Source organism: Emcibacter nanhaiensis, assembly GCF_006385175.1.
In the GTDB taxonomy this organism is placed as follows: domain Bacteria; phylum Pseudomonadota; class Alphaproteobacteria; order Sphingomonadales; family Emcibacteraceae; genus Emcibacter; species Emcibacter nanhaiensis.
The window spans coordinates 200,018-222,027 of record NZ_VFIY01000006.1; the positions used below are offsets into that span (position 1 = coordinate 200,018).

Annotated in this window: 19 protein-coding genes; 12 read left to right on the plus strand and 7 right to left on the minus strand. The window is 58.4% G+C overall.

Annotated features, from left to right (window positions below; translation table 11 throughout):
- Positions 1-173: 173 nt before the first annotated feature.
- From FIV46_RS08435 to FIV46_RS08465, 7 genes are read left to right on the plus strand one after another with little or no spacing between them, the layout of a single operon-like run.
- Positions 174-1,430 (plus strand): TolC family protein, encoded by a 1,257-nt coding sequence (locus FIV46_RS08435; protein WP_181163133.1) that lies wholly within the window; start codon positions 174-176, stop codon positions 1,428-1,430.
- Complete coding sequence (locus FIV46_RS08440) at positions 1,427-2,527, plus strand: efflux RND transporter periplasmic adaptor subunit (RefSeq protein WP_139940413.1); 1,101 nt, start codon at positions 1,427-1,429, stop codon at positions 2,525-2,527. Before FIV46_RS08435 ends, FIV46_RS08440 begins: the two co-directional genes overlap by 4 nt.
- The gene (locus FIV46_RS08445) at positions 2,527-5,601 is read left to right on the plus strand and encodes an efflux RND transporter permease subunit (RefSeq protein ID WP_139940415.1); all 3,075 of its coding nucleotides are present in this window, start codon (positions 2,527-2,529) and stop codon (positions 5,599-5,601) included. Before FIV46_RS08440 ends, FIV46_RS08445 begins: the two co-directional genes overlap by 1 nt.
- Positions 5,602-5,603: 2 nt before the next feature.
- Positions 5,604-5,915: a DUF3240 family protein gene (locus FIV46_RS08450; RefSeq protein WP_139940417.1), complete on the plus strand. Its 312-nt coding sequence runs from the start codon at positions 5,604-5,606 to the stop codon at positions 5,913-5,915.
- Complete coding sequence (locus tag FIV46_RS08455) at positions 5,899-6,264, plus strand: PepSY domain-containing protein (RefSeq protein ID WP_139940419.1); 366 nt, start codon at positions 5,899-5,901, stop codon at positions 6,262-6,264. The genes FIV46_RS08450 and FIV46_RS08455 overlap by 17 nt, the downstream gene beginning before the upstream one ends.
- Positions 6,265-6,933 carry a response regulator transcription factor gene (locus tag FIV46_RS08460; RefSeq protein ID WP_139940421.1) on the plus strand — a complete coding sequence of 223 codons (669 nt, stop codon included), beginning with the start codon at positions 6,265-6,267 and terminating at the stop codon, positions 6,931-6,933.
- Complete coding sequence (locus FIV46_RS08465; protein ID WP_139940423.1) at positions 6,930-8,258, plus strand: sensor histidine kinase; 1,329 nt, start codon at positions 6,930-6,932, stop codon at positions 8,256-8,258. The genes FIV46_RS08460 and FIV46_RS08465 overlap by 4 nt, the downstream gene beginning before the upstream one ends.
- Positions 8,259-8,282: 24 nt before the next feature.
- Here the strand turns inward: FIV46_RS08465 and FIV46_RS08470 are convergent, their stop codons facing one another.
- Both FIV46_RS08470 and FIV46_RS08475 read right to left on the minus strand, forming a co-directional pair.
- Positions 8,283-9,170, minus strand: a complete 888-nt coding sequence (locus FIV46_RS08470; protein ID WP_139940424.1) for a dimethylarginine dimethylaminohydrolase family protein — start codon at positions 9,168-9,170, stop codon at positions 8,283-8,285.
- Complete coding sequence (locus tag FIV46_RS08475) at positions 9,167-10,495, minus strand: APC family permease (protein ID WP_139940426.1); 1,329 nt, start codon at positions 10,493-10,495, stop codon at positions 9,167-9,169. Before FIV46_RS08475 ends, FIV46_RS08470 begins: the two co-directional genes overlap by 4 nt.
- Positions 10,496-10,647: 152 nt before the next feature.
- Here FIV46_RS08475 and FIV46_RS08480 point away from each other — a divergent pair, with 152 nt between their 5' ends.
- Positions 10,648-11,301, plus strand: a complete 654-nt coding sequence (locus FIV46_RS08480) for a TetR family transcriptional regulator C-terminal domain-containing protein (protein ID WP_139940428.1) — start codon at positions 10,648-10,650, stop codon at positions 11,299-11,301.
- Positions 11,302-11,303: 2 nt separating this feature from the next.
- Here the strand turns inward: FIV46_RS08480 and FIV46_RS08485 are convergent, their stop codons facing one another.
- On the minus strand, positions 11,304-12,878 hold the full coding sequence (locus tag FIV46_RS08485; RefSeq protein WP_139940430.1) for a phytoene desaturase family protein: 1,575 nt from the start codon (positions 12,876-12,878) through the stop codon (positions 11,304-11,306).
- Positions 12,879-12,989: 111 nt separating this feature from the next.
- Here FIV46_RS08485 and FIV46_RS08490 point away from each other — a divergent pair, with 111 nt between their 5' ends.
- A complete protein-coding gene (locus FIV46_RS08490; protein WP_181163135.1) occupies positions 12,990-14,207 on the plus strand; it encodes an aromatic ring-hydroxylating oxygenase subunit alpha in 1,218 nt (405 codons plus the stop codon).
- Between the two features lie 30 nt (positions 14,208-14,237).
- Positions 14,238-15,539, plus strand: coding sequence for a metal-dependent hydrolase family protein (locus FIV46_RS08495; RefSeq protein ID WP_219846017.1), 1,302 nt, complete (start codon positions 14,238-14,240; stop codon positions 15,537-15,539).
- A 12-nt stretch (positions 15,540-15,551) separates the two neighbouring features.
- Here FIV46_RS08495 and nhaC read toward each other — a convergent pair whose 3' ends face one another.
- From nhaC to FIV46_RS08515, 4 genes are read right to left on the minus strand one after another with little or no spacing between them, the layout of a single operon-like run.
- Entirely contained in the window at positions 15,552-17,060 is a 1,509-nt protein-coding gene (gene nhaC, locus FIV46_RS08500) for a Na+/H+ antiporter NhaC (protein ID WP_139940434.1), read from the minus strand.
- Positions 17,057-18,088 (minus strand): histone deacetylase family protein, encoded by a 1,032-nt coding sequence (locus tag FIV46_RS08505; protein ID WP_139940436.1) that lies wholly within the window; start codon positions 18,086-18,088, stop codon positions 17,057-17,059. The genes nhaC and FIV46_RS08505 overlap by 4 nt, the downstream gene beginning before the upstream one ends.
- 15 nt (positions 18,089-18,103) lie before the next feature.
- On the minus strand, positions 18,104-19,432 hold the full coding sequence (locus tag FIV46_RS08510; RefSeq protein WP_139940438.1) for an aminotransferase family protein: 1,329 nt from the start codon (positions 19,430-19,432) through the stop codon (positions 18,104-18,106).
- Positions 19,433-19,445: 13 nt separating this feature from the next.
- Complete coding sequence (locus FIV46_RS08515) at positions 19,446-20,468, minus strand: LysR family transcriptional regulator (RefSeq protein ID WP_219846019.1); 1,023 nt, start codon at positions 20,466-20,468, stop codon at positions 19,446-19,448.
- Between the two features lie 136 nt (positions 20,469-20,604).
- Here FIV46_RS08515 and kce point away from each other — a divergent pair, with 136 nt between their 5' ends.
- A complete protein-coding gene (gene kce / locus FIV46_RS08520) occupies positions 20,605-21,543 on the plus strand; it encodes a 3,5-dioxohexanoate:acetyl-CoA acetone transferase (protein ID WP_139940440.1) in 939 nt (312 codons plus the stop codon).
- Complete coding sequence (locus FIV46_RS08525) at positions 21,540-22,007, plus strand: GNAT family N-acetyltransferase (protein ID WP_139940442.1); 468 nt, start codon at positions 21,540-21,542, stop codon at positions 22,005-22,007. The genes kce and FIV46_RS08525 overlap by 4 nt, the downstream gene beginning before the upstream one ends.
- Positions 22,008-22,010: the final 3 nt, after the last annotated feature.

Genomic DNA, 22,010 nt, shown 5'->3' on the forward strand with positions numbered 1-22,010 from the left:
GCCTGCGGCGCGCAATTTTTTATCTAACCTGCTGTTTTTTGCTGACATTCCGGTGCCTCCCGGCGGCACTATTTCTCATCATGTTTGTCATTTTCCAAAAAATAGATGTAGATTTTCAGTTTCGTTTCAGCTTGGTCTGTTAGGGAAGGCTCATGGTTTATCGGAGCACTAACATGCAGTTGAATCTGAAACTTATTGGCGCGGCTTTCTGGTTTCTGCTTCTTATGGGGCCGGGTGCGGCTTTTGCTGAAGAGCATGAAGGCGAGCATGTCAAACTGGTCCCGGACCAGGCCCTTTCACTGGGTGAGGTAATTGACCGGGCTGCAGAGCTGGCCCCGGATCGTTTTATGGTCGACGCCCGGAACAAGACCGGCAAGGCCTATGGTCGCAAGGCGTCGAGCTTCTTTGCCGGCGCCCCCGAAATATCCGTGCATCACCAGAATGATTTCCTGATCTCGGACCAGGGGCTTCGGGAATGGGAGGGCCGGCTGGATCTTCCCATCTGGATGCCGGGGGAAAAACGGGCCTGGAAAGACCGGGCCCGGGCGGCAGGGTCTGAGGCGGATGCCTTTCGCAACCAGCTGGTCTGGGCTGTCGCCGGCGAAGTCCGCGACCTGGTCTGGCAGGTGAAGCTTGCCGAAGCCTCGCTTGACGAGAGCCGGGCAGCACTGGAGACAGCGGAAAAGCTTCTGGACGATGTGGAAAAACGCATCAGGGCCGGCGACCTTCCCAAGAACACTGTTCTCCTCGCCCGCCAGGAACTGGCCGGCCGCCGCATCGCCATCAAGGGTGCGGAACGGGACTATGTGGACAGTGCCATGATGTACAAGACTTATACCGGCCTCGACCGGATCCCAACCAATATTGCCGAACAGAGACAGGAAGTCGAGGATGACTATGCCGTCCCGCCGGTGATCTATGCCCGGCGACAGATGGACTATTACCAGGCGGAATATGACAGCGAGCGGGCAAGCTGGTCCAGTTCACCCACCATTACCGTGGGCGTGAAACGGGAGCGCGGCGGTTATGACGACCGTTCCATCGATTCCGTCAGCTTCGGGCTGACGGTCCCCCTGGGGAGTGCGACTCATTCGGCCCCGCGCCGGGCCGAGGCAGCTGAGAAGCTGGCCAACGCCGAGCGTGAACTGGCCATGGCCATGCGGGAACAAAAACTTGCCCTGCATGAAGCGGAACATGAACTGGAAGTGTGCCTGATCCAACAGGAGATCACTGACGAACATTTCCGCATGGCTTCCGAAAACCTGCGTCTTGCCGAGCGGGCCTTCGAGCTTGGCGAGAGCGACCTCATGGACCTGCTCAGGGTCCGGGAACAATATTTTCAGTCCTCCGGTGTTCACAGCCGACAGAAACTGCAATGCAGTCTCGGCGTGGCCCGCTATAATCAGACCAAGGGGATTCTTCCGCAATGATCAGACTGTTGAGTATCGCCACCGTTGCCGCAGCACTGGCTTACAATCCTGTAATGGCCGAGGAGACTATCTCACTCGATCATGCGCGATTGAAACCGCTCGGTATTGAAACCGCAACACCCGAACCGGTCGACACCACCTGGAGTATAGCCTGGCCGGCAAAAGTGGTCATTCCCAATAACCGCATTGAAATCGTCACTTCGCTTTATCCGGGGCTGGTCAAGGCCCTGCATGTGGCAGAAGGCGACCGGGTAGCAGCCGGCGATAAGCTGGCAGATATTGCGAGCCCCGCTTTCCTCGAGGCCCAACAGGATTATCTGGATGCCCTGGCGGCGCTGGAGATGGAGCGTAAAAATTTCGCCCGGGACAAGATGCTGCTTGAGGAAGGCATTATTTCTGAAAAACGCTTTCAGGCGGCCAGGGTTTCCCTGAGCCAGGCGGAAAACGGTTATGCCCGGCAAAAGCAGGCGCTGCTGTTCGCCGGCATGGATGCCGCCCGGGTGGCAGAACTGGACCGGACGCGCCGGATTAGTCCGACACTGGAGCTCAGGACCTCGCTTGACGGGACCGTACTTGAACAGATGGTGCGCACGGGCGAGCCTGTTGACGAGGCGACCGCTCTTTACAGTATCGGCCGCACCGATGTGCTGTGGCTGGAAATTCATGTCCCCGTCAGCCGTATGGGGCGGGTCAGTACGGGTGCCCGGGCGCGGCTTGAGGACACGGATGTGGAGGGCAAGGTGATTTCCATCGGCCGAATGATCCATGACGAGGACCAGGGTGTGCTGGTCAGGGCCTCTGTCACGGAAAAGACGGACAGATTGCTTCCCGGCCAGTTTGTGACCGTCAAGCTGGAACAGAAATTTTCCAACGGCAATGGCTACCGGGTGCCGCGGCAGGCGATTTTCCGGGATGCTGAGGGGGCCTATCTGTTTCGCCAGATCAGTGGCGGCTTTGCCCTGCTGCCGGTCGACATCATAGCCGAAGAGCAGGATGCTGTGGTGATCCGGGCGGATATTGCCAAGGGTGATCGCGTGGCTGTCAGCGGCATCAGCGTGCTTAAGGGGATCTGGCAGGGTCTGGGGAGCGACGAATAATGCTGAAAAAGCTGATACAGTTTTCCCTGACCCAGCGCCTGATGATTTTGCTGGTCAGTTTGTTGCTGGTCGGTGGCGGCTGGTCGGCGTTCCGGGCCACGCCCATTGACGCCTTTCCGGATGTCTCCACCACCCAGGTCAAGATCATCCTCAAAGCCCCGGGCATGACACCCGAGGAAGTGGAATCCCGCATTACCGCCCCGGTGGAGGTGGAAATGCTGGGACTGCCCAACCAGAGCATTCTGCGCTCGATCACCAAATATGCCCTGACCGACATTACCATCGATTTTGAGGAAGGGACCGATATTTACTGGGCCCGGCAGCAGGTGTCCGAACGCCTTGGCGCCATTATGGAGGACCTGCCCGACGGGGTGAGCGGCGGTATCGCGCCCATGACCACGCCGCTGGGCGAAATGTTCATGTTCAGCATTGAAGGTGACGGCATGAGCCTGATGGAAAAACGCTCCCTGCTGGACTGGGTGATCCGCCCGGCGCTGCGGACAGTACCCGGGGTGGCCGACGTCAATGCCCTTGGCGGTCTGGTGCGCAGTTTCGAGGTGGTGCCGGACAACAAGGCACTGTCGGCCCATCGTATTCCCCTGTCCGACCTGATTGACGCGCTGGAGCGCAACAATCGCAACGACGGCGCAGGGCGTCTGGACGAAGGGGAAGAAGTGCTTCTCGTCCGGACCGGCGGCAGCATCAACACCCTGGAAGATGTGGAAAATATCGTGGTCAAGGCTCATGCCACCGAACCGATCCGGGTGCGGGATCTGGCGACGGTCCAATTGGGCGCCATAACCCGTTACGGCGGCGTCACCGCCAACGGCACGGGAGAAACTGTGGAAGGGCTGGTGCTGGGTCTGAGGGGCGCCAATGCCCAGGATGTGGTGGAAGGGGCGCGGGAGCGGCTTGCCGCCATCGAACCGAGCCTGCCGGAAGGCGTGAGCCTCAATATCTTTTACGATCGCGGCAAGCTGATCGACAAGGCCATCACCTCCGTCTCCAAGGCGCTGATGGAAGCCATCGTTCTGGTGCTGATCCTGCTGGTGGTGTTTCTGGGGGATCTGAGGGCAGCACTTACCGTGGCCCTGATCCTGCCACTGGCGGCACTGGCGACCTTTATCCTGATGAACCGGTTCGGCATGTCGGCCAACCTGATGAGCCTCGGCGGACTGGCCATTGCCATCGGCATGCTGGTGGATGCGGCCGTGGTGGTGGTGGAGAATATCGTGACCCACCTGAGCCATAAAAAGGATGGTCGGCAGCCGCGCCTGCATATCATTTACCGGGCGGTGAGCGAAGTCTCCCTGCCGATGGCGTCGGGGATTTTCATCATTATCATTGTGTTCCTGCCGCTGTTGTCCCTGCAGGGACTGGAAGGGAAACTGTTCGTACCGGTGGCGCTGACCATTGTCTCCGCCCTGTCGGCTTCCCTGATCCTGTCTCTGACGGTGATTCCGGTGATTGCCTCCTTCCTGTCCTTCAAGACGGAGCATGAGGAAACCTGGCTGGTGCGCAAGCTGCAGAAAGGCTACAAGCCTCTGCTGGCCTGGGCGCTGGAAAATACCAAATCTGTTGCCGTCATCTCGGCGGCGCTGCTGCTTGCCGCGGCAGTGACCTATACCCAGGTCGGCAAGACCTTCATGCCGGTGATGGACGAGGGCGATATCATCCTGCAGGCGGAAAAACTGCCCTCGATCTCCCTTGAGCAATCGCTGGAAATTGACGTCCTGACGCAAAGGAAACTGATGGCGGAAGTGCCGGAAGTGATCGGCTATGTCTCCCGCGCCGGCTCGGATGAACTCGGTCTTGATCCGATGGGATTGAACGAAACAGACGGCTTTCTGGTCCTCAAGCCGCGGGAGGAATGGAGTGTCGACAGCAAGGATGAGCTGATTGAAAAGATCCAGGAAGTGATCAAGGACATTCCCGGCGTCGGCTTCAACTTTACCCAGCCGATTGACATGCGGGTGTCGGAAATGCTGACCGGGGTGCGCGGCGATATTGCCATCAAGATCTTCGGCGAGGACCAGGACCAGCTCAACCGGATCGGCGAACAGATTGTGGGCCTGATGAACGGCATCGACGGCGCCGGCAATATTTACAAGCCGGCCAATGACGGCGCCCAGTATCTGCAACTGACCGTCGACCGGCTGGCGGCAGGACGGCTGGGGCTTAATGTGGATGACCTGACCCGGGCGCTCCGGGCCCAGGTCGAGGGCATCACCATCGGCACGGTCTACGAAGGCGCCCGGCGTACACCGTTGCTGGTGCGCGGGGCCGCTGATCTGCGCGACAATCCGGCCCGCTTCAGCAACCTGACTTTGCCATTGCCCGACGGCCGCAACATCCCGCTCACCCAGGTGGCAAAGATCGAGCGTATCGAAGGACCGGTATCGATCAAGCGCGAAAAGGGCTCCCGTATGGTGGTGGTGATCGGCAATGTGAAGGGCCGCGACCTGGTTGGCTTTGTTGACGAGGCCAAACAGCTTGTGGCGGAAAGACTGTCACTGCCGAGCGGCTATTATCTGGAATGGGGCGGGCAGTTTGAAAACCAGCAGCGCGCCTCCAAGCGACTGGCGCTGGTGGTGCCGGTGGCGCTCGGCCTGATCTTCCTGCTGCTGTTTTCCACCTTCCGCTCGGTGCGCCAGGCCTTGCTGGTGCTCAGCAATATTCCCTTTGCCGTGACCGGCGGCATTATCGCCCTGTGGCTCAGTGGTGAATATCTGTCGGTGCCGGCGTCGGTGGGCTTTATCGCCCTGCTGGGGATTGCGGTGCTCAACGGGGTGGTGATGGTGACTTATTTCAATCAGCTTAAGGAGATGGGCCGGAGCATGCATGAGATCATCACCGAGGGCGCCAGCCGCCGTCTGCGTCCCGTGTTGATGACGGCCAGTATTGCCGCTTTCGGGCTGGTGCCGCTCTTGCTGGCTACCGGCCCCGGTTCGGAAATCCAGCGCCCGCTGGCGATAGTGGTGATCGGCGGGCTGTTTACTTCAACCCTGCTGACGCTGGTGCTGTTGCCGATCCTTTATCGTCGATTTGCCTTTGCCGAAACCAAGGGAGTCTAATAATGTCTCTTTGCCTTCTGACTGTCATCACACCCGTAACGCTTGAGGATACATTTGTCGACTGGCTCATGGACCACTCACAAATTGACGGTTTTACCAGCATACCGGTCTCGGGCCACGGCGCGTCAGAAAGCCGGATGACACTGGCGGAAAGGGTTTCGGCCCGGTCGCGTCGGGTCATGTTCCAGCTCCATCTCGAGCAGGCGGCGGCGGAGCAGGTGCTTGCCGACATTAAGAGCGGCTTTGCAGGCACCGACCTGCATTACGTGCTGTCCCCGATACTGGAGGCGGGTCATCTTGAACAGAATGATTAGAAAATGCTTTTCCCTGACCGGCCTGTGGCTGGTGCTGTCACTGGCGCCCTTGGGGGTGAGCGGTGCCGTATATGCCTTGTCAGAACCGGAAGAATTATACCGGTCCCATCACCTCAGTCCGGAACAACTGATTAAACTCCAGCAGGAGGGGGACATCCTCAGCCTGGAGGAAATCATCAGATTATTGAAGCGCAGTGGAGACGACCGGTTGCTTGAAGTGGAACTTCTGGAACGAAAAGGCTATCTTTTCTATAAGGTAGAGATTCTCGAAAAGTCGGGAATTGTCAAAAAATACATGCTGGATGCCCGAACCGGACAACCGGTCACCCGACATGATCAGGGAGAATGAATGCGTCTGCTGCTGGTGGAAGATGATCCGAAACTAGGTCCGCAACTGCAGAAGGATCTGCAGAACCGCGGCTATGCGGTGGACCTGACGGCGTCGGGCGAAGAGGCTGAATTTATGGGGGCAGAGGTTCCCTACGGCATCATTATCCTGGATCTGGGTCTGCCTGACAGGTCGGGTATCGAGGTTTTGAAAGCCTGGCGCCGGGAAAATATGACGGTGCCGGTTCTGATCCTGACCGCCCGGGACAGCTGGCAGGAAAAGGTCGAGGGGTTTCAGGCCGGGGCCGATGATTATCTGGCCAAACCTTTTCATTTCGAGGAACTTGTGGAGCGGCTCGGGGCGCTGATCCGCCGGGCCAGCGGTCTCGCGTCGCGGACGCTGGAGGCCGAGGGTTTTGTGCTGGACCAGGACAATCAGGCGGTGGTCCTGGCGGATGGAAGTTCCCATGTCCTGACCGGGACCGAATATCGGCTGCTGCATTATCTGATGCTGAACCCGGGTAAGATATTGTCCAAAACCACTCTGACGGAACATGTCTATGAGTTCGATGCCGACAAGGACAGCAATGTGATCGAGGTCTATATCCGCCGGTTGCGGCGCATTCTGCCTGACGGGCTGATCCGCACCCTGAGAGGGCAGGGCTATATTTTCGGGGGAGGAGGCAGATGAAGAGTCTCCGGGACCGCCTGACCCTCAATGTACTGATCACCTCGATCCTGTTTTTCGTCTTCATGATCGCTTTCAATATCTATTTTTTCAACCGGTTCGGAGAGAATTTTGTCAAAGCCCGTCTCGAACATGATATGGAGGCGCTGCTGACGGCACTGGAAGTTAATCCGGAAACTGGTGACCTCACCCTGGATGACCGTGCTGTCAATCCCATATTCAAACAACCCTATTCCGGCCATTATTTTCGCATCGATGCCGGCGTCCAGACCTTTCTGTCCCGTTCGCTGTGGGACTATCAGATGCAGCCTCACCATCATGAGCTTGGCACCCTGGATGTGCACCATATTCCCGGCCCCCAGGGGCAGTCGCTGCTGCTTCTGGAGGGAAGTTACCGGATTGAAGGAAAAGATGTCCTGATTTCGGTGACGGAAGATTATTCCCCCATCAGTGACAACCTCACCATGCTTGGCCTGTTGATTACGTCGCTCGGCGCGGGAATCATCATTGTGCTCAGTTTTATGCAGCGCTGGATGGTGGTTCGCGGGCTCAGCCCGCTGACGGAAGCCCGCCAGGAACTGAGTAATCTGGAAAAAGGCAAAGCTCCCCTGCTGAAAGAGGAGGTGCCGGAGGAAATCAAGCCGCTGGTTCAGGAAATCAATCAGCTTCTCGTGCTGGCGGACAACCGCATCAAGCGGTCCGCGACGGCCATCGGCAATCTGGCCCATAGCCTGAAAACGCCGCTTTCGCTGCTTGAGCAGATGCTCAGCAGTGCGGACAACAGCCTCGATGAGTCCAGACGGAAGGATATGAAAAAGGCCCTGGAGGATATTCGTTTTTACCTGGACAGCGAACTCAGGAAAGCCCGCATCATCGGCACGCCGACCCGGGGACAGAAAATATCTGTGTTCCAGTATGTGTCGCCGTTGGTTGAAACCCTGAAAAAGGTATATTTCACCAGAGGCCTCAAGTTTGATATCCACCTGCAACATTATGCGGTTTTTACCGGCGACAGCCATGACCTGATGGAGCTGGTGGGCAACCTGATGGACAATGCCTGCAAATGGGCGGAGAAAACAGTCAGGCTTCACATCCGGCAACCGGAAGACGATGTCCTGGTGATTGAGGTCAGCGACGACGGTCCGGGTGGAACGCCGGAAGTTTTCTCGATGCTGGAGAAGCGGGGTATCCGGCGCGATGAATCCGGTGACGGCCACGGGCTCGGCCTCTCCATTGTGCGGGAGATTGTCGACCTTTATGGCGCAGAAATCGAATTTTCCCGCTCGCCGGATCTTGGCGGTCTGAGGGTCAGGATAATATTTTCCTGAACCGGGGTGCCGGTATTCTGCGGCCTATTCTTTCGCCAATGAAGAGGGACAGCGGTCGAGGGGGCGGGTCAGGCAGGTCGGGCCGCCTTCGCCCTTGCGGCTGATTTCATCACCCTTGTAGGTCTGTACCCGGCAGCCGGCTTCCTCGAGGCGTTTTTTTGTCTCCGGCAGTCTGTCCAGCATCACAAGGTCCCTGGGCCCGAGGGCCAGCACGTTGCAGCCCATGGGAAGGAATTCCTCCTCCGGCACGTCCACAAAGCCGATGCCCCTGCCTTCCAGCCAGGTGAGGAAACTTTCCGGCATCAGCGGCCTGTAGATCAGGGCCAGATCCCGGTCCAGCGGGGAGATCATGCTCATCAGGTGAAACACATCCTCGGCATCATCCGGGGCGGGCAGGGGGACCACATGGACCTCCGTGTCTTCCCCGAGAAGGGATTTAAGCTGCCTGATGCCCTCGTCATTGGTACGGGGGCCGCGGCCTACGGCGCAGGTAGTTTCATCAAGCCAGATAAAATCCCCACCCTCCATGGTGCCGGGCGCGGAAATTTCACCCAGAATCTTCTCTCCGGCCTGTTCCAGGACGCGGGCGTTGACGGCCGGTTCGCCGCGCCGGCTGGCGCGTCCCATATGGCACAGGATCAGGCCGCCCGGCGTTGCCAGAAGGGCGTCCCGGGTATAGATGGCATCCAGGGTCAGGGCTTCCCCGCCGGGCAGGTCGATAATCGAGGCCCCGCCTTGGGCAAGTATGTCCCGGAAGGCGTCATATTCCTTCACCGCATCGCTGTAGTCAGGCCTGGAATGGAAGCGCAGTGCCTGCCACTGGCTGGTGATTTTATCGTCATTTTCAAAAGAGGCGGCAGGCGGTCTGATGGCGATGCGCCTGATCTTTCCATACTCATTGAAGCCCGTCATTCAGCGACTTCCCCCTGGGTTTCTTCTGTGACATGGACATGCAGCCAGGCATAGACGGGCATCCCCGCCAGCAGCAGAATAAAGCCCCAGAAGACCGTTTCATATCCCGATCCGGCAATGACCCAGGTTGTGTAAACAAAGGCGGCCAGGGAGAGAAGGGTGGTTTGCAGGGGGGCGGCCTTGCCCACTTTCCTGAGCAACACCAGCTCCGCTACAGCTGAAAAGGCATAGGGGATCAGGACCGACAGGGTGGAAAGAAGCAGCAGGAATTCAAAAGCCCCGCGCAATCCCTTGGTATAGTTCAGGAGCAATAGCACGGTGGCAAGGAGGCCCAGCACAATGAGGGAAAAAAGCGGCGTTCCATTTCTGGACATCTTGGCAAAGCTGAGCGGGAATAATTTATCCCGGGCCGCGGCCATCGGGGTCTGGGCCCCTACCAGGACCATGGCGTTCAGGGCGCCAACCATGGAAATCATGGCGCCTATGGCGACAAATTTTGCACCAAAGGGGCCCATCACTGCCGTCGCGGCGTCAGAAAACGGGCTTGTGGAGGTGGCCAGAACTTCAGCCGGAACCACCAGCATGACCCCAAAGGTGGAAACCAGATATACAAGAGTGACGGTTACGGCGCCCCAGAACAGAACCCTGGGAATGGTCTTTTCCGGCTCGATGACATCCTCGGCGGGAATGGTGGCGCATTCGATGCCGACAAAGGCCCACATGGTCAGGATTGCCGCCGCTGACAGGGCTGAAAGGGGATTTCCGCCAGTCGGGTTCACTTCGGGCATATAATCCACGCCCTGATGGAAAAATCCCAACCCGCCAATCAGGAGGAGAGGCAGTATTTTCAGGATTGTGGTAATCAACTGGAAGCTGCTGGATTCCTGCACTCCCTTAATGTTCAGGGCGACGAAAGCCCAGACAAGGCTTAAGCTGACCGCGAGGGACCCTAAGGGGTCGGCGGCAAGTCCCGGGACAAAAACATCCAGATAGCCAACAAAGCCAACAGCCACTGCCGCCACTGCCGTCCAGATGGAAAGGGAATATCCCCACATGGTGAGGAAGGCGGCAAAGTCACCAAGCCCCTCCCGGGCATAGGCGTAGGGACCGCCGACTTTGGGAATGACCTTGGTCAGGCGTGACAACATCAGGGCAATCAGTAATGTCCCGCCGCCGGTAACGAGGATGCTCATCAGGCCCAGTCCGCCGAAAGGTGCCAGCAGGGCGGGCATCATGAATATGCCGGACCCGATCATCATGCCGACCCCCAAGGCCCAGGTCCGCCAGAAACCCATACAAGGCTTTGGGGTAACATTTTCTGCCATTTGCGATCCTCCTTTTGACTCAGTATATGTAGAATATTGTACAATTGTACAGGATCAATTTCGCCAGGCTGGTCTGTTGGTGGAGAATGATGCTTTGCGCCGACCTGTCAGGTTGCTATAAACGATAAATTGAAACACTGTCTGGGTGGAAGATGAAAAAGGAAAAAAGTATCTACAAGGTTGACCCTAAGACCGGGGACAAGAAACAGCTTTTCATAGATGCGACCATCTGTGCCCTGGCGGAATATGGGTACAAGGGCACCACAGTGCGCAAAATTGCGGAAATCGCCAAGGTGGCGCCCGGGCTGTTGACCCATTATTACAGCGGCAAGGAAGTCCTGATTGCCGAAAGCTATAAATATCTGGCCTATAAGTTCCTGGACCTGTTCCGGGAAAGGGTTGCTGAACATAAGGACAATCCGCTGGAGGCGTTGAATATTTTTTTCCTGAAAACCTTCGAGCGGGGAAATATGGATCCCCGGCTGCTGAGGATTTGGCTGTCCTTCTGGTCACTCACCCTGTTGCGCAGGGACCTTGGCCATATTCATCGGGAAACCTATCAACAGTATATCGAAGCGATAGAAGAAATGTTGAGTAAGGCCTATGAACTGGCCGGCCGGCAACTGGAACGGCAGAAAGTTCGCCATCAGGCCATTGGCGTCAATGCGCTGCTGGACGGCCTGTGGCTGGAATGGTGTCTCAACCCGGATACTTTCTCCCGCGAAGACGGGTTGAGCATTGTCTATGATTTTGTCGAAAGTGCCACTGGTCTTGTCCTGGAAAAGGATTTGTCCCGTCTCGACTGATCTCAGTTATCCCGGATGATTTCCCTGGCCGCATTATGACCCGGCGCCCCGGTGACGCCGCCGCCCGGATGGGTGCCTGATCCGCACATATACAGCCCCTTGATCGGGGAGCGGTAGTTGCCATTGCCAAGCAGGGGGCGGGCGCTGAACATTTGGTCCAGGGTCAGGTTGCCGTGCATGATGTCGCCGCCGACCAGGCCAAAGGTGCGCTCCAGGTCAAGTGGGCTGTTGATCTGGCGGCCAAGGATGCTGGCCTTGAAGCCGGGCGCGAATTTTTCCACCTGATTGATGATGGTGTCGGCGGCTTCCTCCCGGTGCTTGTCCCAGTCCACATTGGGATCGAACTGCTGGCAGAACAGGCTCGCCACATGCTGTCCCGGGGGAGCGAGGCTGTCGTCCAGAGTGGACGGGATCAGCATTTCGACGATCGGTTCCCGGGACCAGCCGTGGTCCATGGCGTCACGGTACGCCCGATCCAGATAAGCCATGGTCGGGGCAATGACGATGCCGCCGGTCAGGTGATCCGGGGTCGCCCGGGCCTGTTTTTCCAGGCAGGTAAAGCGCGGCAGTTCGGACAGCGCCACATTCATGCGGAAGGTGCCGGACCCGTTTTTGTAATGTTTCATGCGGCGGCTGAAATCTTCCGGCAGATCGCCGGCGGCAACCATTTTGTTGTAGAGCAGGGATGGATTGACGTTCGCAGCGATAATATCGGCATGCAATTCTTCGCCGCTCTCAAGCCGCACACCGCGGGCCTTGCCGTCTTCCACGATCACGTCCGCCACCGGACTGCCGGTGCTGATTTCAACGCCTTTTGCCCGGGCGGCGCTGGCCATGGCCTGGGTAATGGCGCCCATGCCGCCGATGGCGTGGCCCCAGACCCCTTTCTTGCCGTTCACTTCCCCAAAGGCATGATGCATCAGCACATAGGCGGACCCGGGGGTTTTGCTGTCCGCATAGTTGCCGACCACGCCGTCGAAGGCGAAGGCGCCCTTGACATAGTCGTTCTCGAAATAGAGATCGAGGAAGTCGGCGACGCTTTTGGTGAAGATGTCGAGGACAATGCGCTCATCCTCGAGGGAAAGTTTCCTGAGGCGGTTACCCATCTTGAGCGCGCCGAAAATGTCCCGCAGTCCGCCGCCCACATTGGGCGGGGTTTCCAGCAGGAAGTCCCGGATCAGGTCGGCGACCATCTCGATATCCCGGAAATAGCGGTCCAATGCCTCGGCGTCATTCCTGGAAAAGAGGGCGATTTCCTGCTTGAGGTTTTCGCCGCCGACGACAAAGGAAAGATAGTTGCCGTCCTCGTGCGGCCACAGGTTATTGACCCGGCGCTCAACGATCTTCAGGCCATGGTCATGCAGCTTCAGGTCATTGATCACTTTGGGATTGAGCAGGCTGACTGTATAGGAGGCGACGGAGTTTTTGAAGCCGGGGTGGAATTCCTCGGTCACCGCGGCGCCGCCGACCACATCCCGGCGTTCCAGAACGCGTGTCTTGATGCCGGCATCAGCCAGATAGTTGGCGCAAACCAGTCCGTTATGTCCGCCGCCGATGATGAGTGCCGTTTTTGTCATAAAAAGTCCTAGCCAGAAAAACAAATTCAGTTATTATTGGTATTGTACAACTGTACAATAATGTCAACAGACAAATGGAATTTGAGTTTTAAAGTGCAAAGGAAGTCGGGCATGGCGGCCGCAGAATGGAACGGGGACAATCGGACAATCGAACAGCTGATCGAAGACTATCAGCCGGGCTATTCGATGGAGCAACAGTTCTACCGGGACCCGGAAATCTACCAGCGGGAAATCGAGAATATTTTCCTGAAACACTGGATTCTGGCGGGGCATGTCAGCCAGATCCCCAACGCCGGGGACTTTTTCCTGTTCGAGATGGACAGGGAATCGGTCATCGTCATCCGCACCCGGGACGGCGAGGTCAGGGCCCACCTCAATGTCTGCCGCCACCGGGGATCGCATATCTGCCTGGAAAAGCAAGGCAACGCCAAGCTGCTGACCTGTCCCTATCACGCGTGGTCCTTTGATCTGGATGGCAATCTGGTTTCGGCGCGGCTGATGGCGGAGGATTTCGATAAATCGCAAAACGGCCTGCATGCCGCCAAAGTAGAACTGGTCGGGGGCCTGATATTTATCAGCCTGTCCGACAATCCGCCGTCGCTCGCCACCATGCGCAAGGACCTTGGCGATGTGTTCGACACTTTCGGCTTCGATCACATGAAGCTTGCCGCCAGCAAGACTTTTCCCATCGCCGCCAACTGGAAGCTCGCGGTGGAAAACTACCAGGAATGTTATCACTGCACGCCGTCGCATCAGGAATATGCCAAGATTCATGCTTTGGCCCTGGCGCCGGAAAAATTCGCCGAGCTCAAGGAGGATTATCTCGCCGCCAGCGACGGTTCTGTTCGCCAGGAAGAATCCTCCTGCTATTTTGATCGGGCGAAGCCCGGCGACGAAGGTTATCAGTATGGCCGCAATCCTTTGCTCAAGGGGATGAAAAGCGGTGCACTTGGCGGGGAGGCGGTGGCGCCGCTGCTTGGTAAACTCAAGCGACATGACGGTGCGGCGTCGGAGTTCATGGTCGGTCCCCTGAGCTTCTTCCTGATCTACAACGACCATATGGTCGGCTACCGCTTCGTGCCCAATTCCCATGAGACCTGCAGCTGTGACGTCTTCTGGTTTGTGCGCGACGACGCGGTGGAAGGCCGGGACTATGATCTGGAAAAGCTGACCTGGCTGTGGGACATCACCACCCAGTCCGACGAGGAAATCATTGTCAATAACCAGAAGGGCGTTGATTCCCATTTCTACCGGCCTGGCCGGCTGTCCAAGATGGAATATTTTGAGCAGAGCTTTCTGAACTGGTATCTTGCGGCTTTGAAGGGATGACCGTCAATTCGAGTAAAAAAGGGGTATGAAATGTTGCGGAATTTTCTGATGACTTCCCTGCTTCTGCTGATCGCCGCCTGCGGTCAGGGGGAACAGCAAAGCAAAATGGCCGATGTCGGTCTGGTCTATGTCCATGCCGGTCACCTGATTGACGTGGAACAAGGCATGGTGCTGGATGACCGGCTGATTGTCATCAAGGGAGAGCGCATCATCGATGTCAAACCATGGACCGAAGAAGCTGCACTTTCCGACGTCATCGACTGGTCGGCGTATACGGTGATGCCGGGCATGATCGACGGCCATACCCATCTGGTCGGCGATATCCAGTCAGAAGACGTGCTTGCCCCCCTGAAAATTTCCTTTGACGAAGATGTGGCGATGGGAGAGGTCAACGCGCTCAAAACCCTTGAGGCCGGTTTCACGACGGTCATTGATGTGGGAGTCTACCAGGTCTTCACCGACGTGGCCCTGCGGGACAAGATCAACAGTGGCGAGGTGCCGGGGCCGCGCATGATGGTGGCCGGCGCCTATATCACCAAACCCTGGGGCGGCGGTGAAGTGGTTGGCAAAGACGCCGGTGTGGATATTCCTCCACAATTTAGGGCCGGAGTGGTCACCAGTCCGGAGGAAGTACGCGAAAAGGTGCGCTATCTGCTGGACGGCGGGGCGGATTTCATCAAGTTGATTGCAACCGGGGCGGTTCTGACCGTGGGCACTGAGCCCGGTGAACCCGAACTTAGTGAAGAAGAAATGCGGGCCGCAGTGGAAGAAGCGGCGAAAAGGGGCAAATATGTGACCGCCCATGCCCATGGGGCGGAAGGGATCAAAATGGCGGTCCGCGCCGGGGTGCGCTCGATCCAGCATGGCTCTCTCGCGGATGAGGAAGCGCTGCAGATGATGAAGGAGCACGGCACCTGGCTGGTGGCCGATATCTATAACGGTGACTATATCAACGACGTAGGCACCCGGGAAGGCTGGCCGGAAGAAACCATGCGCAAGAACAGGGAAACCACGGACACCCAGCGGGCCGTTTTCCGCCGCGCGGTGGAGCTCGGTGTTAACATCGCTTACGGCACCGACAGCGGAGTCTATCCTCACGGCGATAATGCCAAGCAGATGCCTTACATGGTGCGCTATGGCCTCTCTCCCATGCAGGCGATCCAGTCCGCCACCATCTGGGGCGCACGTTCCATGTCCCTGGAAAAGGATGTCGGTTCGATCGCGCCCGGGAAATATGCGGACATGATCGCGGTTAGCAACGAGGTGCTTGAGGACGTCAGCGTCCTGGAGCATGTGGATGCAGTAATGAAAGGCGGAAAACTGGTTCCCTAGAATCCGCTTTCCCTAGTTATTGACCTGCTCGGTGTTGACGGCTTCGAGAATCTCTTCCTCAAGTTCCTCTACCAGCGGCGTGATCCGGATATTGAACAGGCCATAGAGGATGGCAATTGCCGGGTTGAACAGGTTGAGGAAGGCATAGGGCAGATAGGCGAAGGTGGGCACGCCCAGGGTCGTCGCCATGAAGGCCCCGCAGGTATTCCAGGGCACCAGCGCCGATGTCATGGTGCCGGCGTCCTCCAGTGTCCGCGACAGGTTTTCCGGGGCGAGGCCGCGGCGGCGGAATTCCATCTGGTACATGCGGCCCGGCAGGACGATGGAAATATACTGGTCCGCGGCAATGATATTCATGCCGATCGAGGTGAAGACGGTGGTGATCACCAGCGAGCCGGTGCTGTTTACGCCTTTAAGCGCAGCCTGCACAATCCGGCCCAACAGCCCGGTGTGCTCCATGGCGCCGCCGAAACACATGGCGGAAATAATCAGCCAGACCGTATTCAGCATACTGCTCATGCCGCCACGGGACAGCAGGCGGTCGAGAACCTCGTCGCCGATGCTGGATTGATAGCCGGTGGAAACGGCAACCCACAGCCCCTTTACGATTGCAAGTCCGTTGGAGATTTCCTCACCTGAGCTGCCGAAAGCGATGGTGGCATCGGTCTGGTAAAAGGCGGCAACCAGGCCCCCGGCGATGGCGCCGATGGTGATGGTGGGGAGGGCGGGTACCTTGGCGATGGAAAGGCCAAGCAGCAGAAGAAGGGGCAGGAATACGGGCAGGCCGAGCCGGTAATTCTGTTCCAGCAGGGTTCGCGCTGCATCAATGGCGCCGGTATCGGTTACAATTGCCGCATTCTGCCAGCCAAGCCAGGTGAAGAGCAACAGAGACAGGATAAAGGACGGTGTGGTGGTCCAGAACATATGCCGGATATGCACGAACAGGTCGGCGCCGACCATGGCCGGGGCCAGGTTGGTGCTGTCCGACAGGGGCGACATCTTGTCGCCGAAATAGGCGCCGGAGATTACCGCGCCGGCGGTGATTTCGATGGAAAGGCCCAGGATATGGGCGATGCCGATCAGGGCAAGGCCGACTGTTGCTGCGGTGGTCCAGGAACTGCCGATGGAGACCGCGACAAGGGAACAGACCACCATGGTGGCGGGATAGAACCAGGCCGGATCAAGCACGCCGAGGCCGAGGTGAATGATCGCCGGGGCGGTGCCGGACAGCATCCAGGCCCCGATCAGGGAGCCGATCATCAGCAGGATCAGGCAGGCGTGCATGGCCAGCATGATGCCCTCGATGATAGAGGTCTCCAGTTCCTTCCAGCTTTGACCGCGCAGGACGCCGATCAGACAGGCGACCCCGGCGGCCAGCATCAGGCCGATCTGGTTGGGGCCGGAGGAGGCGCCGTCGCCGAAGATATAGACCGCGCCGCCCAGCAGGCCCATGAGGAAGAGGAGCGGGATCAGGGCAAGCCACAGGGGAATGCTTTCCGCTTTGACAGTGGTGGGGATCATTTGCCGCCCTCCCTGAAGCCGTTGAGGAAACTTGCCAGGTTAAGGCCCAGTTCGTCACAGAGATAGCCGCCTTCCTGGATGATAACCGTGGGTCCGGGGAGACGTTCGGCGATCGCCCTGCCGATTTTGCCGAACCCTTCGGTGCTGACACCAAGCCCGGCGAAGGGATCACTTTCGAAGGCATCGAGGCCGAGGGCGATGACCACGGCCTCGGGGGCAAAGGCCGCGAGGCGGTCCAGCGCCTTGTCGAGGGCGGCCAGATAGTCGTCGTCCCTGGTGCCGCGGGGCAGGGGGAAGTTGAGGTTATAGCCAAGGCCCGGACCTTCGCCACGCTCGGACGCATGACCCCAGAAAAACGGATAGAAGCGGATCGGGTCGGCATGCAGAGAAACGGTCAGCACATCATTGCGGCGATAGAAAATATCCTGGGTGCCGTTGCCATGGTGCAGGTCCACATCCAGGATGGCGACGGAGGAATATTTCCGGCGCAAATTCTGGGCGGCAATGGCGGTGTTGTTGAGGTAGCAGAAACCACCGGCCAGATCCGCACCGGCATGATGTCCCGGCGGGCGACAGAGGGCGTAGGCGGATTTCTCCCCGGCCAGCAGCAGTTCGCTGGCGTGGATTGCCGACCAGGCGCTGTGCAGGGCGCTTTCCCAGGTATCCCCGGTGATCGGGGCGCTGGCGTCCGCCATATGGTATCCGGCCTGGGCCACGACTGACGCCGGATAAGCGCCGTCGCGGTTGGTGGGATGGATGTTGGGGGTGATTTCAGCAGCGGCTCCGGGTATGCGTTGCCAGCGTTTATAAGCGTTCTGCAGGAAGTCCAGATATTCCGGGGTATGAATGCGGGCGATCGGGCCGAGGCCGTAGTCCTTCGGCGTGACCATTTCCAGACCCAGGTCGTCGGCGCCTTCCAGCAGTTTGTCAATCCGGCCCGGCATTTCCGGGTTTTTCTCCCTGACTCCGTTGACCAGGAAGCTTTCCGGATAATGTTTGTGCTGTGGGGCGGAAAAGACGCATTTCATGGGGTGGTCCCTTTTCTAGCGGGGCAGGTTCAGGATCGTCGCCAATTCATCAAGGCTGTCATCAAGGATGGCCAGGATGTCGGCGATCTGCTCGGAGGTGGTGATCATCGGCGGACAGACCAGGAAATGGTCGCCCTCGACGCCGCCGCGGGAGCGGCGGGAATAGATGATCAGGCCGCGCTCATAGGCAATGTTCACAAGCTGGCTGAAGGCATTGAGGTTGCGGTCCAGCGGGGTCATGGTTTCCCGGTCGCTGACCAGTTCAAAGGCGGTCAGCAGGCCCTTACCGCGCACATCGCCGATAAAGGGGTATTTGTCCATCAGCCGGCCAAGCCCGGCCAGCAGCTCGCCGCCCACTTTTGTGGTGTTTTCCATCATGTTGTGGCGGAAGATTTCCTCGATCACGGCAAGTCCCGCAGCACAGGCGATGGGATTGCCGGCATAGGTATAGCCGTGCTGGAACCCTCCGGCGTCAAGGATCTTATCGACGATATGCTGTTTTGCTGTCATGGCGCCAAGCGGCACGTAGCCGGCGCCGAAGCCCTTGGCTGTGGCGATGATGTCCGGGTTGATGTTCCAGTGTTCGCAGGCGAGGAATTTTCCGGTGCGGCCGACACCGGTCATGACCTCGTCATAGATCAGCAGGATACCGAACTTATCACAGATTTCCCGGATGCGGCCGTAATAGCTTTCGGGGGCGACAAGGGCGCCGGTCGAGGCGCCGCCAACCGGCTCCATGATAAAAGCGAGCACGCTGTCGGGGCCTTCCTCGATGATCCGGTCGCGCAGCATGTCCGCATAGCGCAGGCCACGTTCCTCGTCACTGAGATTGTCCCGGTCCAGGTAGCAGCGCGGCGCCGGAATCTTCGGCATCGCCGTGACCATCGGTTTGAACGGCGCATTCAGCGGTTCATAGGAGGTGAGCGCCAGCGCCCCGAGGGTTGCACCGTGATAGGAGGGCGAGCGCGAGATGATCTTCCAGCGGCTGTCCTGTCCGCTGACAAAGGCATATTGCCGGGCCAGTTTGACGGCGCTTTCCACAGATTCCGAGCCGCCGGACACAAAAAACACCTTGTCATGTCCCTCGGGACTGAGTTCGGCGACCTTTGCCGCCAGGTCTTCCGCCGGGGCGTTTTCGAAATGCAGGCGATAGCCAAAGGTGGATTTGTCCATCTGCGCCCGCATGGCGGCGAGGACGTGGGGATTGCTGTGACCGATATTGGACACCATGGCGCCGCTGGAGCCGTCAATGTAGCGTTTGCCGTTGACATCCCACATGTAGATACCTTCCGCCCGGTCGAGAAGCGGACGGCGGTCACGGGTTTGATAAAACAGATGCGACATCTTGTGATGAACCCTAAAGAGGTTGAGGATAAGGGGTGTTGCCGTAGGTGCGCTCGGCCAGCGGGGTCTCCCGGACATTCCGGTCCAGCAGCTTGAGAAATTCTTTTTCTGCGGCATTCAGGACGGCGCGGGGATTTTGCAGGGTGTAGACGTCGACCGCCGGGGCTTTTTCCACCGGCAGCAGCGGCCACAGCCGTCCCATCAGGATATCCCGTTCCACCACATGGATGGGCAGCGGACCGATCCCGAGCCCGGCCATGATCATGCGCCGGACCTCTTCCAGATTGTTGGAGACGCCGGTAACCGCATCACTCAGCTGAGCCTGCCCCCGCAACACTGCAATCGGATGAAGGACATCGCCGAGCCGGTCGGTATAGAAGGTCACCCGCTGCTCGCCCCTGAGATCGGCAAGGGTGATGTTCTTGCGCCCGAAAAGGGGATGGTTGCGGCCGCAGAAAAAACCGAAATGCTCACGATAGAACAGCCTGGCGTCCAGACCTTCCATCTTGTCCCGGATCAGGCAGATGCCCAGGGTGCCTTCCTTGGCCTGGATCGCCTCGATCACCTCCTGGCTGCCTTTGACGGAGATGGAAAAGGTCGCTTTGGGATTGTTTTCATGGAAGCTGCGCAGCGTGTCGTCCAGCAGCGGCGTGATCACATGGCTGGTCATCAGGATCTTGATATGGCCGCGCACGTTGTCGTGGACATCCTGGATGATATTGGGCAGGCGTCCGACGGTGCCGAACATTTCCTTGCATTCCTGGAACAGGGCTTCGCCGTGGTGGGTGAGGGCAAAACTGCGCGGACCGCGTTCAGCAAGCTGGCACCCCAGGGTCTCTTCCAGGCGCCGGAGGGCGTTGCTGACGGACGGCTGCTTCTGGTTCAGTTGCCGGGCCGCCCGGGTAATGCTCTGTTCCTGGGCGATGACCATGAAGGTGCGCAGCAAATTCCAGTCCAGATCCCAGGCGATGGTATTCAGTCCGGTGCCGCCTGAATCCGGTTGTTCCGGTTCCGGCATGTCATTCTCATCAAACATAATATCATTCAGTAAAACTATAATTGATTTTCTATTTATTGTTTATAAGAATGTAATCTCGAAATCATTATTCGGCAAGATGAAAAATTTACGGCTGCTGCGGAGGCCGCTGCTTGCCACCGTGAAAGAGATACGAATGGGAAGAAAAGTCGTCATTACCTGTGCCGTTACCGGTTCCATATACACGCCAACGATGAGTCCGCATCTGCCCGTGACCGGATCAGAGATTGCCAGGGCGTCTATTGATGCCGCGGAAGCCGGGGCCGCCATTATTCATCTACATGCCCGTGATCCGGAGAATGGCAAGCCGAGTGCTGACCTGGCCCATTTTTACGGTTTTATTCCCCGGATTCATCAGGCCTGCGATGCGGTGCTCAATATTTCCACCGGCGGCAGTTCGGTAATGAGCCTCGATGAACGGCTGGCGCCGGCGCGGGCAATCAAACCGGAAATGTGCTCACTGAACATGGGGTCCATGAACTTCGGTATTTTTACACTCAAGAAAAGATACAAGGACTGGAAACACGAGTGGGAGCCGGCTCTGCTGGATGCGACCAAGCATACAACCTTCCGAAATACCTACGAGGATATTGAGACCATACTTTCGGAATTGGGACAGGGGGACGGCGCCCGGTTCGAATTTGAGTGCTATGATCTCGGCCATATTGAAACTCTCGCTTTTTACCTCCGCCAGGGATTGGTCAAACCGCCGCTGTACGTGCAGTTTGTCCTCGGCGTCATGGGCGGCGTTGGCGCATCGCCGGAGAACCTTATGGCCATGAAGGCCTCGGCGGACCGGTTACTGGGCGACAACTACCAGTTTTCCGTCCTTGCCGCGGGTGCCCACCAGATCCCGCTGGCGACCATGGGAGTTATCCTGGGCGGTAATGTGCGGGTCGGGCTGGAGGATAGCCTGACCGTGCCGCCGGGCAGATTGGCTGAGAGCAATGCGGAGCAGGTGCGGGCAATCCGCACCGTGATTGAGGCCCTGGGGCACGAGGTGGCCACGCCGGAGGATGTGCGCAGCGGGCTTGGCCTCAAGGGCCGGGACCAGATCAAGGCGCATGCGTCATGACGGAAATTACCTACAGACTGGCGGCAAGCGGGGATGCAGGCGTGTTATATGACATGCTGCGCCTGCTCGCCCATGACCTGGGTAAGGAACATGAGTTTTCCGGGTCGAGGGAAGCGCTGCTGAAATACGGCTTTTCCGAAACGCCTGCCTTCGAGGCGATCATTGCCTGGCGGGGGGAGGAGCCGCTGGGCTTCATTTTGTATTTTTACGAATTTTCCACCTGGCGCGGCGCGCCCGGGATCTACGTCCAGGATCTCTATGTAAAGCAAGAGGCCCGGGGGCTCGGGCTTGGTCATCGTCTCACCTGTGCGGCGATGGCGCTCGCTAAGAAGCGGGAGGCGGTCTATATGCGCCTGATGGTGCACGGGGACAATCAGGCCGGTTTCGGATTTTACAACGCCATTGGCTTCAAGGCCGTGGAGGGCGAAACCGTTATGCTCCTGGAGATGAAGGATATTGACTGAGAG

Excerpts from the sequence above, each read along its gene's own strand:
- FIV46_RS08435 (WP_181163133.1), top strand. The coding sequence starts at position 174 with ATGCAGTTGAATCTGAAACTTATTGGCGCGGCTTTCTGGTTTCTGCTT.
- FIV46_RS08440 (WP_139940413.1), top strand. The coding sequence starts at position 1,427 with ATGATCAGACTGTTGAGTATCGCCACCGTTGCCGCAGCACTGGCTTAC.
- FIV46_RS08445 (WP_139940415.1), top strand. The coding sequence starts at position 2,527 with ATGCTGAAAAAGCTGATACAGTTTTCCCTGACCCAGCGCCTGATGATT.
- FIV46_RS08450 (WP_139940417.1), top strand. The coding sequence starts at position 5,604 with ATGTCTCTTTGCCTTCTGACTGTCATCACACCCGTAACGCTTGAGGAT.
- FIV46_RS08460 (WP_139940421.1), top strand. The coding sequence starts at position 6,265 with ATGCGTCTGCTGCTGGTGGAAGATGATCCGAAACTAGGTCCGCAACTG.
- FIV46_RS08465 (WP_139940423.1), top strand. The coding sequence starts at position 6,930 with ATGAAGAGTCTCCGGGACCGCCTGACCCTCAATGTACTGATCACCTCG.
- FIV46_RS08470 (WP_139940424.1), bottom strand. The coding sequence starts at position 9,170 with ATGACGGGCTTCAATGAGTATGGAAAGATCAGGCGCATCGCCATCAGA.
- FIV46_RS08475 (WP_139940426.1), bottom strand. The coding sequence starts at position 10,495 with ATGGCAGAAAATGTTACCCCAAAGCCTTGTATGGGTTTCTGGCGGACC.
- FIV46_RS08480 (WP_139940428.1), top strand. The coding sequence starts at position 10,648 with ATGAAAAAGGAAAAAAGTATCTACAAGGTTGACCCTAAGACCGGGGAC.
- FIV46_RS08485 (WP_139940430.1), bottom strand. The coding sequence starts at position 12,878 with ATGACAAAAACGGCACTCATCATCGGCGGCGGACATAACGGACTGGTT.
- FIV46_RS08490 (WP_181163135.1), top strand. The coding sequence starts at position 12,990 with ATGGCGGCCGCAGAATGGAACGGGGACAATCGGACAATCGAACAGCTG.
- FIV46_RS08495 (WP_219846017.1), top strand. The coding sequence starts at position 14,238 with ATGTTGCGGAATTTTCTGATGACTTCCCTGCTTCTGCTGATCGCCGCC.
- nhaC (WP_139940434.1), bottom strand. The coding sequence starts at position 17,060 with ATGATCCCCACCACTGTCAAAGCGGAAAGCATTCCCCTGTGGCTTGCC.
- FIV46_RS08505 (WP_139940436.1), bottom strand. The coding sequence starts at position 18,088 with ATGAAATGCGTCTTTTCCGCCCCACAGCACAAACATTATCCGGAAAGC.
- FIV46_RS08510 (WP_139940438.1), bottom strand. The coding sequence starts at position 19,432 with ATGTCGCATCTGTTTTATCAAACCCGTGACCGCCGTCCGCTTCTCGAC.
- FIV46_RS08515 (WP_219846019.1), bottom strand. The coding sequence starts at position 20,468 with ATGTTTGATGAGAATGACATGCCGGAACCGGAACAACCGGATTCAGGC.
- kce (WP_139940440.1), top strand. The coding sequence starts at position 20,605 with ATGGGAAGAAAAGTCGTCATTACCTGTGCCGTTACCGGTTCCATATAC.
- FIV46_RS08525 (WP_139940442.1), top strand. The coding sequence starts at position 21,540 with ATGACGGAAATTACCTACAGACTGGCGGCAAGCGGGGATGCAGGCGTG.